The organism is Paenibacillus sp. FSL W8-0194 (assembly GCF_037969745.1).
Taxonomy (GTDB): domain Bacteria; phylum Bacillota; class Bacilli; order Paenibacillales; family Paenibacillaceae; genus Paenibacillus_AQ; species Paenibacillus_AQ cookii.
Genome location: NZ_CP150205.1, coordinates 873,179 through 889,330 on the forward strand (window position 1 = coordinate 873,179; position 16,152 = coordinate 889,330).

The window sequence follows — 16,152 nt, forward strand, 5'->3', positions numbered from 1 at the left end:
AAGTTTAAGGTAGGGCGGGCACGTCGTAAAGCTAAAGCCGCTTAACGCGTGCCTCTGCCTTCTGTCAAACAACCAAGCGCAGTTTCGGGGCAAAGTTGGACGAAGGTACATAGGAAATGAGGCACATGGGATTTGATTTTATATGAGTTGAAATAACTCGACATCGGCGAGGTAGCGGAGGGGACGGAATCGATTCTTACGAAGCTAAAAGCTTTTTGCAAAAAAGCTACTTCGGAAGCATATGCTGCGTTCGGCCGAAAGCTTTTCGAAGAAAAGCTAGCATCGGAAGCATAAGCTGTCTCCGAATTTCTACCGCTAGGAACATTAAAATCATAGAAATTTGGAGGCGGGCAGCGATCGGAAGAACATTTCATCCGGAAGCCGCAACCGTACAGTTCAACTGAAATCACAAGATCATTACAGAAAGGATCTGAACAACATGAGGAATCGGGAACAAATTTTAGAGGAGGAAGGCAAGCTTTTTCCGGGCCGCACCTATACGGAAGTCGTGCTCGCGCCTGCTTTTGACGAAGCGAAAACCAGTCTGCTGGCGCCGATGATGGCGATCAACAAAGCGCATCTCATCATGCTGAAAGAGCAGGGACTGGTTACCGAAGAAGAAGCGGGGCAAATCGCGGCGGCGATTCGCGGCCTCGATCTGGAGGAGCTTCGCCAGGCCGAATATACCGGACAGTTCGAGGATTTGTTTTTCCAGGTCGAGCATCAATTGCATGCGGCGGCCGGTGACATCGCGGACAATCTGCATCTGGCCCGCAGCCGCAACGATATGGGCATCGCGATTTACCGGATCGTGCTGCGGGAGAACATGCTCGTCACGCTTCGCGGCGCTCTGGAGCTGAAGAGCCAGCTCCTTGCGTTTGCCGAGGAGCATGCCGATACGGTCATGATCGGGTATACCCATACGCAGCAGGCGCAGCCGACGACGCTCGCCCATTATATCCTGGCGATGACGGACTCGCTCGACCGCGATATCCGCCGGATGCAGGCGGCTTATGCCAACTGCAACCGGAGCAGCATGGGGGCGGCGGCGCTGACCACTTCAGGTTTTGCCATCAGCCGGGAGCGGATGCAGGAGCTGCTTGGCTTTGACGAGCTGATCTATAACTCCTACGATGCGATCGGCGGGGCCGATTACATCGGCGAAATCATGACGGCCGTGCAATTGGCGGCCATTAATTTGGGCCGATCGTCGCAGGATTTTCTGCTGTGGTGCACCCAGGAGTTCGGCATGCTGCGCGTCGCGGACCCTTATGTGCAGATCAGCTCCATTATGCCGCAAAAACGGAACCCGGTTTCGTTCGAACATATGCGCGCGCTATTGTCCAGCTGCGTGGGCAATGCCCAAACGGTGCTGACCATGATGCACAACACGCCGTTCGGCGACATCGTTGATACCGAAGACGACATGCAGCCTTACGCCTGGAAGGCGCTCAAGGTGTTGGACCGGATGTACCGCCTGCTCTCATGCGTCATCGGGACGATCGACGTCAACAAAGAGGTTCTCCGGAAGCGGGCCGAAGCCAGCTTCGCAACGGTGACCGAACTGGCGGATACGCTGGTCCGCACCGACCGTCTGTCCTTCCGCAATGCCCATCATATCGTGAGCCAAGTGGTAAAACGTTCCGTCGCCGCGGGGCTGGCGGCCAACGAAATTACGCTGGAGCTTGTCAACGAGATTGCGCTTCAGGTCATTGGCCGGAAATTGTCGCTGACTGCGGAGGAGCTGCGGTTGGCGCTGGATCCGGTTCATTTCGTGGATATCCGGACATTGCCGGGCGGACCTTCTCCGGCGGAAATCCGGCGTGCCATCGCTACGCGGAAAACAAGCCAGCAGAGTCAGGAGCAGTGGCTGGCTGCAGCCCGCTGCCGGGTCGAAGGAGCGCTGGCGGAGCTTGACCGAACGCTGGCCGGTTGGGGCGGCGGCTCATGATGGCAGCAAGAGTCCCTCTGCTGGCCTTGGACGGCGGAGGGACGAAATGTCTGGCCGTGTTCGCGGACATGGAGGGTCGAATGCTGGCGAGCGGGAGAGCGGGTTCCTGCAACTACCAGGGAACGGGACGGGAAGCGGCGGCGCTGGAGCTGACGCGGGCGATCCGGGAGGCCAAGCGGCAGTTGGCTGCGTCGGCCGCCGAAAGAGGAGAAGCGCCGCTTGAGTCCGGTGCCGCATCGGCATCTTCTGCCCGGAAGGAAAGGGAGGGCATCGCGGAAGACGGGCCGCTTGACGTGGCCTGCGCGGTATTTGGCGTAGCCGGCCTGGATACCGGGCATGATCGGCAAGTGATCGAAGGGATGGTAAGGGAAGCCCTCACCTGCGCCCGAGTGACGGCGGACCGCGTCGTCGTGGAGAATGACGGCGTGGCCGCCTTGCTTGGGGCCACGGGCGGGGCGCCCGGCATCCTCGTGATCGCCGGTACCGGTTCGATCGTGCACGGAATCAACGATCAAGGCCAGAGCGCGCGGGCAGGCGGCTGGGGCCACCGCGTCGGCGATGAAGGCAGCGGGTATTGGATCGGCCAACAGGCGATCCGTGCCGCTTTGCGCGGATTCGACGGAAGGGGCGTCCCTACGGTGTTAACCGGCAAGCTGCTTCGGCATCTCGGGCTGCGGAATGAAGAGGAGTTGTTCAACTGGGCTTACTCCTCCGAGTACAGCGTGGACAAAACGGCCGAAATCGCCAAACTCGCCGGGGAAGCGGAACAGGAGGGGGACGAGGCTGCACGCTTGATTTTGGAGACGGCGGCAGATGAGCTGTTTCTGGGGGCAAGGTCGGTTATGGACAGACTCGGCATGGCTGCCGCCCCGTTTACCGTTATTTTGCAGGGGGGCGTGCTGCAAAATAACCCGTTTGTAAGAAAGCGATTGGCGGATAGTTTCAGGTCCGTCTCCCCTCTGGCGCAAATCGACGAGGCGAAAAAGGAGCCGATTTACGGCGTCATTGCCCAGGGATTGCGGCTTTTGCGGCGTCAAAATTAAAATGGAAAGTGGCTCGATCGAGCACGTCATAACTAGGAGAATGGGGACCTGCGTTAAGCATGTCCCTGTTCCGATTTTTGCGTTCAAAAAAGAAGCACCGGAAGCGCCGTCGATTGGCGTATATATTGAAGTGGAGAACATCCATCCGAAGCGAGTGATCGGATTAATTCTATACCTCCGTTACTTTTATGCATTAAATAAACGAAGTTAACCGCCTTCCAGGAAGGCGGTTAACGATGATCCGGGATCAACTTTAAAATTTGCCCGTGGGCAACGCTTGTCCCCAGAACCTAGTCGGCGACCGGTTCAAAGCGATTTTCCAAACGAACGTTGGAGAACTTGGCATAGTTCAGCTGCTCGATATCGTTGGCAACGTCATTGCTGTCGACGGCAAAACCGACGTATACCGAATCGTTCATCGCGATCGTTCTTTCGCCGATTTTTGTCCATGCCTTGCCGTCGGTCGAACCGTAAGCATAGAACGTGTCGCCTTTACGGCCCAGCTTCAGCCAATAGCCTTGCTCCACGCCCCCGATCTTGAACGGAATGTCCGGGATCAGCTGGACGCCGGCCTTTGCGGCCGCAGCAGCGCTGTCCAGACTTTCGTCCAGATCGTTGAAGCCTGCGCCTTTTTTGTCTCTTCCCGCCAAATAAGCGGACCAGCTCGTCGCTTTGGACAACTTCACCCAGGATAGTCCCAGGGCCGCGGAGGCGCCGTCCTCCGTCAGATCATCGCGGATCATCAGGCCCGTGAAGGCATGATTGTCGACCGAGCCGATGGCCTCCAGTTTCGCGGTAATTTCCATGTCTCCGGTCATTTCCTTATAGACGAAATGGAAGTCGTCTTTGGCAGCGTCGGCTTCGGGCGATTGTTTCGTGCTGCCTTCGCTTGTCCCCAGCTTTCCGTTGCCTTTGACGGTAATCACGCCGTCAACGAGGCTGCCGGTGCCTTGAACGTCCGGATGGCCGACGTCGGCCGAAGCCCACCCTGCGTCCGTCAGCGTCCGGGAATCGGTATTGACGTGAATATCGGCTGCCGTGGTTTGGGTGGCGTTTCCTTCCGAGTCCGTGACTTTTGCCGAGATATGGTAGGAGGCATCTTTCAGGTCTTTAATGGTAAAGACATATTGTCCTCCGCTTTTGACGGCGTCTCCAAGGTACTCGGAACCGTTGTACACGGCTACCTTCTCGATTTTATGGCCGAATTTGGAAGAGGCTTTGATCTTCACCGGTACGGCTTCTCCCAAAGCGAATTGCGCGTTATTCTCGGGCGCTAACAGCTTCGCTTCAGGGTTTTCGGCGGCATGATCCATGTCGACCAGGCCGTTGAGATATAGCTCGAGCCAGGTGTAGCCTTTGTCGGTCACAGTCTTATAGGCATCTTTGACGCCCCAGATCTTATGTTTCTTTTCCCACTTGTCATCGATGCCGTTGAGATTGGAATCGAAATCCGCCGGCCGCTGCTCTTCCACGACGCCAAAGTCCGAGACATACCCGCCGACCTCGTTTTCGGTGTTGATGTATCTTCCCAGGCCTTGTTCCACTTCCGCGACGATTCTTGCGTCGATGGCGTCGCGGCGCGGATAGGTGGCTCCGGCCTTCTGCAAAATGTCTCTCAGCAGCGGCTCGTTTGCTTTTACCACGCTGCGCTGCACGTAATCGTCAAACGCCGGGTTGGTCACCCCGTGGTTGGCTCCCGTACTGTCCGCGGAAAGGTATGGTTTGTCCGCAAAGGTCGTCTTTTGGTCCCCGCTGTCGTCGCCGGAGCTTTTGACATTCGCCGACGATCCGTCGAGGTAGCCCGTAAGTTTGCCGTTAATCCGGTTTCCGGCGATATAGAAGCCGCCAAGCTTTTTGGATTCGCCCGCATCGATGACCCGGTCGGTGACGTTATCCCTGGTGCCCGGGCCGGCAATTTGGATATTGTTCATATAGTTCGTGAAGGTGAAACCTCCGCCGTACGTGCCGTTAAACCCCCAGTTATAGATCACGTTGTTGGAGAACTGGACCACCGCCGTATGGTCGGCGTCCGCCGCTCCGGCGTATCCGCCGCCGAGTCTGGGATTCCGCGACGTATGGTTGGCGTACAGGTTGTGATGGAACGTCGTTTTGTCCCCGCCGGCGATGCCGCCGTAGCCGTGTCTGCCTTTGGAATGGCCGGATAAGGTGAGGCTCTCCGAGATGATGGACCACTGAACCGTGCCGTTTTCGCCTCTGTACAGCGACAAGGTTTCATCCGTATTCCAGCTGAAGGAGCAATGGTCGATGATAAACTGGTTGTTGTCCCGTCCCCAGAGCGCATCCATCGAATCGCTGCCGTTAAAGACATTGGTGGCCCCCGGGCGGAAGGCGATATAGCGGATGATGATGTTTTCCGAATTGCTGATGTCGGTATCCCAGCCGGCGATCGTAATGCCGTTGCCCGGCGCGGTTTGTCCGGCGATGGTCAGATTTTTGACGTTCTTGAATTTCAAGGAGCTTTCCAGCTCGATCGTGCCGGCTACGTTAAAAACAATCGTGCGTCCTTCTTTCGGCGTCGTTAAAATCCCGTACCGAAGCGATCCCGGGACTGGCTGTTCGTTGAGGCCGTAATCTTCGAGTGTCGTCACGATGTAAACGTCGCCGCCCCGGCCGCCGGTAGTATACGCTCCGCCGCCTTCCGCGCCCGGAAAAGCGGGGAGGGGGGTGCCCACAACCGGCTTTTTCCCGACCGCCTGCGCCGAATCCGCATCAGCAATCTGTACCTCTACAAGTGAAAGCGCTACCACAAAACTCGAAACGACGGCCGTGACTCTCTTGAATCCTTTGCTCTTCCATTTCATGCGTTTGCCGTATAACCTGGATGCATCCTTACCGTTCGATGGCGATCCCGTTATACTTCCTCCCTTCGCTTGAATGTTTGTCGTTAAGCATGGTTTTTGTTTGCTTTTTCTCTCATCGGGCAGCTTGCTGCTTGCTATTACTTTAAATCTTTTGAAATGGTTTTACCTGCCAAAAACGAATCTTTTTTGTGCCAAATATTGCTCCCGATTCTTGTGCGACGCGTCCAGTCCGTATTATGTTTTTTATATCGACATCACGCAGACTCCACTGCTTAGGACATCCATGCCGACACGGAGGGTTAACCATGAAACTCAAATACCAGCACCGCGACCAGCAGTTTCATTCGTTTGTGTCCACCAATAACACGTATCCCCTTCATTTGCATAAAAACGTGGAAATCGCATTGGTTTTGTCCGGCGAAATCCATATCGGCATCGGTCAGCGGGAGCATATCTTGTCCGAGGGAGACATGGCGATCATTTTTCCCAATCAGCCTCACAGCTACAAAACGATCGAGCACAGCCGGATTCTGCTCATCTTTTTCGATGCCTCGTTTCCGGGCGACTACACGGGGGATTTGCTTCATTCGATTCCGGACAACCCCGTCGTCCCGAAACATCCGGTCGTTATAAGCACCCTGGAAACCATGTACGGGCTATACGCCGAATCCTGCGACCCTCGTTTGCTTAAGGCCTACGCTTCCGTGCTGCTGGGGCATGTGTTGCCGTTGTTGTCCCTGCAAAAAGTCGATTACACGAAGGATATGGACGTCGTCCAAAAAATCCTCGCTTACATCGACATTCATTTTTTGGAGCCGATCACGCTGGACACGCTCTCCAGGGAGCTTTGCATCGGCAAGTTTCTCATTTCCCGCCTCTTCTCGGAACAGTTTCGCATTTCCTTCCGCGATTACGTCAACGGCCAACGGGCGGCGTATGCCCACATGCTGCTGCGGTCGACCACGCATCCGGTCACGGAGATCGCGTTCGAGTCCGGCTTCAACAGTTTAAGGTCCTTTTACCGCGTCTTCAAAAAGGAATACGGGATCACCCCGAATGAATTTCGGCGGAGCATCCCGAAGGCGGGGCAAACGAAGGAAACGGGCGGGTGAGGAGGCGCGGCTTCAGCTGAAAATAAAAGCAGGGGGCAGACGTTGGCATCGACGGAAGGTTAAAGCAGGCCCAGTACAACAAGAAAAACCACCGGGAGAAAAGGCAGCGCCTACATCCGGTGGTTATTGTTTCGTCTGGATCCTTAGAAAGATTCGGTTAAGCTTGAAAGATAAAGGGCGGAGCCAGGAGCATCATAGAGCGTTATTAGACGCCGTAAGCTTCGATCGCAAACGAGTTGGGTCCGTTTCGCCTTGCGCGGTTAATCGCTTCGATCGAATCCTCGATGATGTGCCGAATATTTGCGCGGTTTTTGAACGGTCCGGCCAGACCTCCGATATAACACCCCACCTGCTTCGGACAACCGATCGAGGCAAAATCAAAACCTTTCATATCGTTGACGATCTGTTGCGCGGTGAGGGTGGTCAAGTCTTTGCCGGCTTGGGCGAAAACAATGAATTCATCGCCGTGCGCGCGGCCAATGGTCGCATGCGGTATGTACTTTTTCACGTTGGATTCAATTATGTTATAGCAGGCGACAATGACGTTGTCCCCGACTTCGAAACCGTAATCGTCATTAATTGATTTGAAGTGGCTGATGTCAAACCGGAAAACCGAGAGATGGTCATCGTCCGAACAAAGGGCAACGATACGGGCTGCCGCTTCAAGAAACGTTTCCATATTGGGCATGTTCTTCTTGATTTCATGCACATCCGCCGGTCCTATATTCTGCAAATCGATTTCCTTGTTCATTTCGAATCCTTCCTTTTCGATGATGGTTATAAGGCGATCAATGGCCATTTTCTTCTGGATTTGTTCATTCAACGCTGCGGAAATCTCGATGCGTTTGCGGATCAATTGTTGAACGACGAACGTGCTCTCGATGGGGCCGCTTACAAATTCCTTGATTTCTTTCAGGGAAAAATCGAGATTTTTCAGAATCATAATCCAATTCAATAGACGGGATTGCTCCGATGCATAGGATCGATAGCCTGTCCCGGGGTCAATGGCCGCAGGCTTAAGCAATCCGATTTCGTCGTAGTGGCGGAGCATTTTGGTGGTCACCTGGTTCAGCTCCGCGAACTCTCCAATTTTCAAACGAGGACACCCTTTCGCAAGTTATTCCGGCCGGAATTCCTTACGTTAAGCATAAACCTTACCCTAACAGGAAAGTCAATCCTCCCCAAGCGAATGGCCCCTTCTTTTTGACGCTATATAAGTGAGTGCTGATATGATATGCTGATCAGAAATAACAATCCAATCCGTAAAAATTCAACAAAGCGGATTCGACAACATCAGCGTGGAGCCGAAGGATGAGTCCAGGGCGTTTATTAAGGATTGGGTTCCGGGATCAAATATTGAAGATTAGCGAAACAGATATGACGGGAGAGCGGCTGAGCGATGAAGCTACAGAACATCGCTGCCGCTTTTTCTATTGCGGATAACAAGGTCCGGAAGTGAAAGGCACTGGAGGGATAAACTGCGAGGGAATAAGCTCATCCGTTGGTGCATAATTTTTTTAAAATGACGGCGCATATGCCTGATCCGCTTCCGTTTCCCGGGCGAGCTCGGCCGCGAGCGAAACGGATACGATAATCCTATTTTCATATACGATTTTGAGGTCAAATAAAACGCTTTCATGGTAACATGTCAGTAGTTGGCCGTAACGGGTCACGAATGAAAAAGCTGCCGGCTTCAGCGGAGGTTGGAGCTATTTTCGGATCACGTTGCCGGTCAATACTATACGCAATCCGGAGCTGCCTTTGCCGGGTTCAAAAATCGGAGGGGAAAAAGCGATGACAAAAACGATGGTGGCCGTGATCGGCTGCGGAACGATCGCCAACGGTGCGCATATTCCGGCTTATATGGCCAATAAGGACGCCGAGATCAAGTATTTCTGCGACATTCGCAAGGAACGGGCCGAACAGGCCGTCGAGAAGTACGGCTGCGGCACGGCGGTGGAGGATTACCGCGTCATATTGGAGGATCCGGACGTGGTGGCGGTATCGATTTGCACGCCGAACAATGTTCATGCCCCGATCGCGATCGACTGCATGCGCGCGGGCAAACACGTCCTGTGCGAAAAGCCGGCAGCCAGAACGTATAAGGAAGCGCTGGAGATGCAGAAGGTGCAGCACGAAACCGGCAAAACGCTGAACATCGGCGTCGTGAACCGCTTCAACAAAGGCGTCAACATTATCAAACAGATGATCGAAAGCGGCGAGCTTGGCGAGCTGTACCACGTCGTCGTCAGCTTCCGCGCGCATCGCTCGATCCCCGGGCTTGGGGGCGATTTTACGACCAAGGCGGTTGCCGGGGGCGGGGCGCTGATCGACTGGGGCGTTCACTTCCTGGATATCGTCATGTATTGCGCGGGCGATCCGCGGCCGAAAACGGTGACGGGACAGGCGTACTCCAAGCTGGGCACGGACATGCAGAACTACGCTTACCTGAACATGTGGGCCGGCCCTCCGAATTACGAAGGCAGCTATGACGTGGATGATTTCGTGACGGCCATGATCCGCACGGAAGGACCGTCGATCACGGTCAACGGCGCATGGGCGCAAAATATCGGCGTGGAAGAAATGTACATCGATTTTCTCGGGGACAAGGCAGGTATCCGCCTGAAGTACGGCAAGGAGTTTACGCTCTATTCGGCAAAGCATGGCGCTTTGCTCGAAAGCACGCCGAACTATCCGAAAAGCGATGCCTTCCAGGAGGAGATCGACGCCTTTATCGCCGCGATCCATTCCGGGGAAAAGCTGCCGTCGCATATTGACACGGTGATCGTGACCGCCCAAATGATCGAGGCCATTTACCGTTCCTCGGAAGAAGGCCGCGAGATTTCCCTGCTGGAAGCGGGAGCGCTGGCATGAAGAAAATCGGCTTTATCGATTATTACCTGGACGAATGGCATGCCAATCAATATCCCGCATGGATTCGGGATGCCGCCGGAGGCGCGATGGAGGTCGCCTTTGCATACGGCATGAAGGACGCCGAGCATGGGCTGAGCAATAAAGAGTGGTGCGCCAAAAACGGCGTGACGCCGTGCGGAACGATCGAAGAGGTGGTTGCCCGAAGCGACTATCTGATCGTGCTGTCGCCCGACAACCCGGAGCAGCATGAGGCCCTTGCCGAGCTGCCGCTTGCTTCGGGGAAGCCGACCTACATCGACAAGACGTTCGCCCCGGACCGGGCGGCGGCCTTGCGTTTGTTCGAGCGGGCCGCGCGGCACCGGACGCCGCTGTATTCTTCATCCGCGCTGCGGTATGCCGCCGAATACGCGGAGGTCGAAAGGGAAGGCATCCAGGTGATCTCCAGCTGGGGCCCGGGTTTGCTGGAAAACTACTCGATTCACCAGATCGAGCCGATCGTGGCCTTGATGGGAACGGAAGCGAAACGCGTCATGTTCACCGGCACGGAGGCTGCGCCGGCCCTGCTGGTCGAGTTCTCGGGCGGCCGGCAGGCGACGATCCAGCAGCCGGGTCCGGGCTGTCCGTTTATGATGGCCGTCAACTACGCCTCGGGAGCCTGCCGCGTCGTGCAGCCGGCATCGGATTTTTTCCAGAGCTTTATACGCGACTTGGCGAGGTTTTTCGAGACCGGGGAAGCGGCCGTGCCGCCCGCCGAGACGATTGCCGTCATCAGTATCATCGAAAACGGGCTTATCGCCACAAAGCAGCCATATCAATGGATCGAGCTGCCGGAAAACGGATAAGCGCGAATCATAGAAAGCAGCCATCATCGGGAAGAAGACCCGGGGATGGCTGCTTGTTTTGCCTGGGACGCGTCTTCTTTTGGATCGTTCCGGTGTAGAAGGAATTTATTTGAAAATAGAGAATTGATTCCTTTATAAGTCTTTTTAGCATAGCGATCGAGTAAGGGGACCAGTGGGGGAGAGCAATGAAAGTTTATAACAAGCATTACCTCAAAGCATGTGAAAGCTACTTGTACATGACCAAGGATGAAATTATCACCAAGCAGCTCCGAAGCGAGAACAGGCTGCTTTTTAATGAAACGATCGTCAAAATAGGGTTCATCGTCTTTCTGGGGGCTGTATTTTGGACATCAAGGTTGGCGCTTGTTCATCAGCTTTCTTTTACGTCATGGAGCCTGTATGTCATCATCGTTTATATTGGCCTGATGTGTTTAACCGGCCGGAGTTCGAAACGCTGCCGGGCGTATAGCGATGCGGCCGAGGTTATGCTTCAGTTTGACAGCGAAGAAGACCGCCGCACCTACTTTGATGAAATGCTGAAGCCGCAGTTTCGGTAAGGACGCCGTACCTGTTTGCACATCGGCCTATTATAAATATGAGGCATCATCCCCAATAAAAAGAGCTGGTCTTGATTCGGCTGCGGGGCACGCAGATGTCGGATAACAGCAAGCTCCCCAAGGCGATCGAGGATTGAAGGGTATGGTTTATGGACGTTTGCTGCAACAATTCCTTACATTACTTAAAACGAACGTGGACATCAGAAAGTTATGCTTTTTCAAGATACACGATCTGAAGTCAATATATCGTGTACAAAAAAGGCTGCCGAGAACCTTCTCGACAGCCTGCGGGTGCGCTCTTCAGGCAAACGTCCGTTTTTATTCCATTTGGTTTATCATAGCCCCTCGTCTTCACCGGAAGGAACATTTTCTTGGCTTGTGCCGCTTTCTTCATCTGTTGGCTTTTCCTGAGCGGGAGGTTCCGTTTGGCCGGTTGCTGGTTCCTCCCCGGCTGCTCTTTTTTCAGGAAGGCTTGTTTCGCCCGCCCCGGCAGCCAGCTCCTTTTCGTCCAGGGTCACGTCATCCACGTACACCGTCATTTTACCTTGCCCGTTCGGCGAGGAGATTTGCAGGCCGACCGCTTTGATCAGCGTCTTGTCGATGGCTTCGCCATTGAAATCCTTGCCGTTCAGGCTGAGCGTGATCCACTGGTATTCGCCGGTCAGCTCCACTTCATCCGTTGAAGCCCAGGCCCAGTTCGCTCCCGCTTTGATGAACAGCTTGGCTTTTGCGGTGCCGCCGGCGACCCGGACTCGAACCTTTAACGTATTGCCTTGGCTGAGGTCTTGGTCGCTCATGTAGGCAAGCTCGAAATGCTGGTCGCCGGCAGCCGCGGCCGGGAAGTCTGCGCTGAGCACCTTGCTGCCGCCGTCCTCGGGGTTCGCGAGGTTGTCTGCGCCCAGCGTATTGTCGTTCAACGTCCAGCCGGCAATGTTGTCGTTGAAATCGAACAGCACGCCCGGCGCGATGCCGCCGCTTTCGCTGCCGCTGGGCACGGTGCCGGCATTCGGATCAAGCAGCGCATGGATGTCGTCAAAATACATGGACGACGTCAGCCGATGGCCGTCCGGCACGGCGTTGGTGTAAATCGAAAAAGCCTGGACGTTCTTCAGGTTCGTTTTCGTCAGCGTGCCGGTTGCGCCGTTAGCGGGCTTGAATTCATTGAACGGCGCGGTGATCAGTGCAGGTTCGGTCGTTTTCGTGTCCGGGTAATATTCGTACGTTTTGCCGCCCGCGTTGATTTGCATCACCAGCTTCTGTCCTTGGCCGTCCGGCTGGTACCAGAACTGCAGGGCGTTGAAGCCGGACCAATCGGCGCCGTTCATCGCTTTCGTGATGCCGGCATAACCGCTGCCCGCCAAAGTGTACGTGTATTTCAGCCCGTAACTGCCGCCATGCTTATGCGTGCCGTCCAGCGCAGCGCTCGCCGGGTCGCCGCCGGCATGCACGAACTTGCCGGCCAGGGCGTCGCTGCTCCCCAGATACCCCTCGAAGTCGTCGACCATTGCCGGGTCTCCCGATGTCTCGTGATAAGCGTTGTAAAGGCGGATGTTATCGACATAGACCGGCAGCGTTTCGCCGCCCGCATCCAGCCCGCTGCCCACGATGGACAAGGCGATGTCGTCGGCTGCCGCCAAGGCGTCCGCATTCGTAAAATCGACCGTCGGGCTGAATTTGACGTATTCCACGCCGTCGATCGTCTCCTGCGGCAGGGAAGCGAGCGGGACATACGTCGTATCCATGCCGTATTTATTGCTCCAATCCGGCGGCAATTGTCCGACCGCGCGCAGGCTGGCGTTCACGCTGGTCTCCCCGGCGGACGCCGGCACCCACACGTCCATTTTGACCCGTTTGATATCCGCGAGCGAGCTTGCCCCCGCTTTGGCCTTGGCATTTTTCAGCTCCAGCTTCAGCTCCTGCCACGAATCGGTTCCGTTCAAATACGGGGCGCGGATCACCAGGGAGCCCCCGTTAAAATCGCTGTGCGCCACGCTTCCGTCATGCGTTTCCTTAAGCGAATCGGTATATTCGCCGTTGTATTGAACGCCTTCGACGTCGGCGGCCGTATCGAAGGTGTAGGCTCCGGCGAGCACCTCGCCGATTTTTACGAACACGGTGTTCGTTTGCTGATGCAGGACGGCGCCGTTTTGGCCGTAGACTTTGACGGTAACGTCCGCGGTTTTGCCGTTCAGGCCGGCAGCCGGCGTCCACTCCGCTTCGTAGTAGCCGCTGTCCGGGTTCAGCGCCATCGGGTATTCGGCATCAGAGCCCTGGATGTTGTACACGACGCGGTCCGGCGTTTCATTCAGCACGCGGGCGCGAAGCAATGTCGAGGCGTCTTTGATCGTGCTTTGGTTGGTTGGGGAGGCGATGTGCATGAAACCCCGCTCGGACGCAGTGTTGACCTTTTTATCGTAAGCTCCGGTCACGCCGTCGCTGAAAAGCGTATACGCATCCTGGTAAAATTTCCTGAAGTCCGGCAGCATTTCATGCTCCTGGTTCGGATCGCCGGTCGGATATGGGACGTAAACCGAATCCGGCCCGAAGTTGGCCCAGGTTTGCATGTACGCCATTTTTTTCGCGTCCGGGTCGGATTTGAGCGTCTCCGCCAGCTTCGTGTAGAAGTCGGGGGTGGCGTTGCCCGCGACCTTCATTTTCTGATAGCCGAATTCGGTGAAGGCAGCGACCTTGCCGCGGCTGTCGGCGATTCGGGACACGGTTTTGGCCTCGGTCTTCACGCCGTTGAACCAGGAGTCGCCTTCGCCGTTGTAATAGCTGTCGAAGCCGAGAATATCGACGTAGTCGTCGCCCGGGTAAGTCTTGAGGTAAGTTTCCGCGGATTCGCCAAAACCGCCGCCGGGCGAGTAGGCGTAAAGGAAGTTGTGCACGCCTTTTTTGTCGCGCAGATATTCGACCGTATAGCGGTAAATCTCCTTGTATTCGTCGGTGGTCGTAAAAGCGGCTCCCCACCAGAACCAGCTGCCGCTCTGCTCATGGAACGGCCGGAAAATGACCGGAATCGGCTTGCCGTCGTCCGTCTTGAGGTGAAGGGCGAAGTCGGCAATTTGGTCCAGAAAAGCGTTGTACGCCGCGTGTTTATCGCCGCCCGGCAGGATGTGGGACACGACGTTGCCTTTGGTATCGTAAAAGTCCCCGCCCGTGACGAAGTTCGGCATATGCGAGCTGAGCGTCAGCACGCCGCCGTCGGCATAGGCTTTTTTCATCACCGCGACAAGATTGTCCCGGCTTTGCTCGGCGTTGCCGGCTACGCCCGGCTTTTCCTTGCCTTCCAGACTCAGCGTATCCCAACCGAAAAGCCCCGGGTAGGCGCCCACGCTGTTGAAGGTATCCGACTGCGTCCCGTCTTTCGCTGTAATGGACAGGCCTTCCGTCGTGGCGTGCTGCTGGCCGAACAGAATGTTTTTGCCGCGGAGCTCGTTCAAATAAACAAACAGCGACTTGGTTCGGTCGGTCGCGGCCGCGTCCACCAGATTGACGGTCGGGACGTTCTCCGCCGGGTTGCCTCCGTGGTCCCCGCCGCTTCCGCTGCCGCCGGAAGAAGAGCCGCCTGTGCTGCTGGATGTGCTGCCGCCTGCTCCCGGGGTGCCGGACGACACCGAACCTGTGCCGACCGCTCCGCCGGAAATGCTGACCGTTCCCGCCGGAAGCGTTTTGCCGTTTAGCGTCACGTCAGCGCCCTGGATCACCGCTTGTTTGATTGTGCCCGTGCCCGTGATGGCGGTGCCCGCGGCCGACGGGGTGACGGTCAGCGAGGCGATGGAGGCCCCCGCGCCCAAATTCAGCCGCACAGGCCGGTTGAATTCGGCGCTGTCGATGGCAGAGGCATCGACAGCTTCAAGCGACGACGCGCTGTTTGCGGTGAACTGCCCGATATGGGTCGTGCCGGACGCCTGCGTTTGCACCTGACCGTCGGCTCGGTGAACGAGGATGGTCCGGAGCTTGGAGTCCTTCAAGACGATGTTCTGTCCGCCTTCGATCAAGACGGTTCCCTGCACGGTGACATGGTCGAGGGTGATTCCGCCATCGCCGATGCCCGGCGTAAGGTACAGGTTGCCTTGAATGACTGCGTCCTTCAGGACGACATCTGCATGATTGATCACAACGTTGCCCTGGATCTCCCCGGGGGTAAAGGTGCCGGCTGCGGGATAATACGCGCGAACCAGTTTATCGATCAAGGTGACGACCTCAGCGCGGGTGATAGGTTCTTCCGGAAGGAAGCTCCCGCCGGGGGAACCCTGAAAAATGCCCGAGAGAGACCGGACCGCTTCGCGGGCGTATCCGCTGATCTTCTCCTGATCCAGATAAGAAGGGGAGGAGGCGGCTTCATTGCTGCTCAATTCAAACGCCCGTGCCAAGAGCACCGCTGCATCCTGACGGGTAAGCGGATGGTTTGGCTTGGCCGTATTGCCTGGAAATCCGGTGTAGTATCCTGCTGCTCTGGCAGATTGGAAAGCGCTTGCAAACCATGCATCGCCCGGCACATCCGCAAAGCTGTCCTTCGACGGTGCCCTAAAACCGAACAAATGATTCAGCAAGGACACGAACTCGGCGCGCGTAATTTTCGCATTGGGGCGGAAGGTGCCGTCCGGATAACCCCGGATCAGCCCGCTGCCCTCCCATTTTCGGATGCTTGCCTCGGCCCAGTGTCCGGGAATGTCGTTGGCCGCCGCGCTGCCGCCGGTCGTTTGGGAAGCGGCCGATCCGTGAGCGGGAGACAGCAGCGAAGCGAACAATACTGCCGACAAGGCGGTACTTAGCCATTTGGTCGATGAATTCATACAAACTCCCCTTTGCTGCAATAAGATAAAGGGCTAACAAAGCGAAAAAATAAACTAACAAAAATATCGTAAGACTCGTTTGTAACCGCTTTATTTTTCCCTTTTCGAGACATTATACTATCACAATGGGAATTTGATGGCAATTAAAAGTT

9 protein-coding genes and 1 pseudogene are annotated in these 16,152 nt (G+C 55.9%); 7 read left to right on the plus strand and 3 right to left on the minus strand.

The features are described from left to right. Positions 1 to 439 precede the first annotated feature (439 nt). The gene (argH, locus tag MKY58_RS03765) at positions 440 to 1,951 is read left to right on the plus strand and encodes an argininosuccinate lyase (protein ID WP_339323522.1); all 1,512 of its coding nucleotides are present in this window, start codon (positions 440 to 442) and stop codon (positions 1,949 to 1,951) included. Further along, positions 1,948 to 2,994: a BadF/BadG/BcrA/BcrD ATPase family protein gene (locus tag MKY58_RS03770; protein ID WP_339323523.1), complete on the plus strand. Its 1,047-nt coding sequence runs from the start codon at positions 1,948 to 1,950 to the stop codon at positions 2,992 to 2,994. Before argH ends, MKY58_RS03770 begins: the two co-directional genes overlap by 4 nt. A 290-nt stretch (positions 2,995 to 3,284) precedes the next feature. Here the strand turns inward: MKY58_RS03770 and MKY58_RS03775 are convergent, their stop codons facing one another. Beyond that, complete coding sequence (locus MKY58_RS03775) at positions 3,285 to 5,816, minus strand: Ig-like domain-containing protein (protein WP_339323524.1); 2,532 nt, start codon at positions 5,814 to 5,816, stop codon at positions 3,285 to 3,287. A 305-nt stretch (positions 5,817 to 6,121) separates the two neighbouring features. Here MKY58_RS03775 and MKY58_RS03780 point away from each other — a divergent pair, with 305 nt between their 5' ends. Next, positions 6,122 to 6,928 (plus strand): AraC family transcriptional regulator, encoded by an 807-nt coding sequence (locus MKY58_RS03780; protein WP_339323525.1) that lies wholly within the window; start codon positions 6,122 to 6,124, stop codon positions 6,926 to 6,928. A gap of 205 nt (positions 6,929 to 7,133) precedes the next feature. On the opposite strand, the gene MKY58_RS03785 is transcribed toward MKY58_RS03780, so the two are convergent. Continuing rightward, positions 7,134 to 8,024 (minus strand): diguanylate cyclase, encoded by an 891-nt coding sequence (locus tag MKY58_RS03785; protein WP_339323526.1) that lies wholly within the window; start codon positions 8,022 to 8,024, stop codon positions 7,134 to 7,136. Between the two features lie 172 nt (positions 8,025 to 8,196). Between MKY58_RS03785 and arsM the strand changes: the two are divergent. The 4 genes and pseudogenes from arsM to MKY58_RS03805 all read left to right on the plus strand — a co-directional run. Beyond that, a pseudogene (gene arsM / locus MKY58_RS03790) lies at positions 8,197 to 8,295 on the plus strand (arsenite methyltransferase); the annotation flags it as partial. A 427-nt stretch (positions 8,296 to 8,722) separates the two neighbouring features. Further along, positions 8,723 to 9,802, plus strand: a complete 1,080-nt coding sequence (locus tag MKY58_RS03795; RefSeq protein ID WP_036711473.1) for a Gfo/Idh/MocA family oxidoreductase — start codon at positions 8,723 to 8,725, stop codon at positions 9,800 to 9,802. Continuing rightward, a complete protein-coding gene (locus tag MKY58_RS03800) occupies positions 9,799 to 10,644 on the plus strand; it encodes a hypothetical protein (RefSeq protein ID WP_339323527.1) in 846 nt (281 codons plus the stop codon). Before MKY58_RS03795 ends, MKY58_RS03800 begins: the two co-directional genes overlap by 4 nt. Before the next feature lie 185 nt (positions 10,645 to 10,829). Then, the gene (locus MKY58_RS03805) at positions 10,830 to 11,201 is read left to right on the plus strand and encodes a hypothetical protein (RefSeq protein WP_339323528.1); all 372 of its coding nucleotides are present in this window, start codon (positions 10,830 to 10,832) and stop codon (positions 11,199 to 11,201) included. Between the two features lie 335 nt (positions 11,202 to 11,536). On the opposite strand, the gene MKY58_RS03810 is transcribed toward MKY58_RS03805, so the two are convergent. Further along, the gene (locus tag MKY58_RS03810) at positions 11,537 to 16,000 is read right to left on the minus strand and encodes a glycosyl hydrolase (RefSeq protein ID WP_339323529.1); all 4,464 of its coding nucleotides are present in this window, start codon (positions 15,998 to 16,000) and stop codon (positions 11,537 to 11,539) included. Positions 16,001 to 16,152 lie beyond the last annotated feature (152 nt).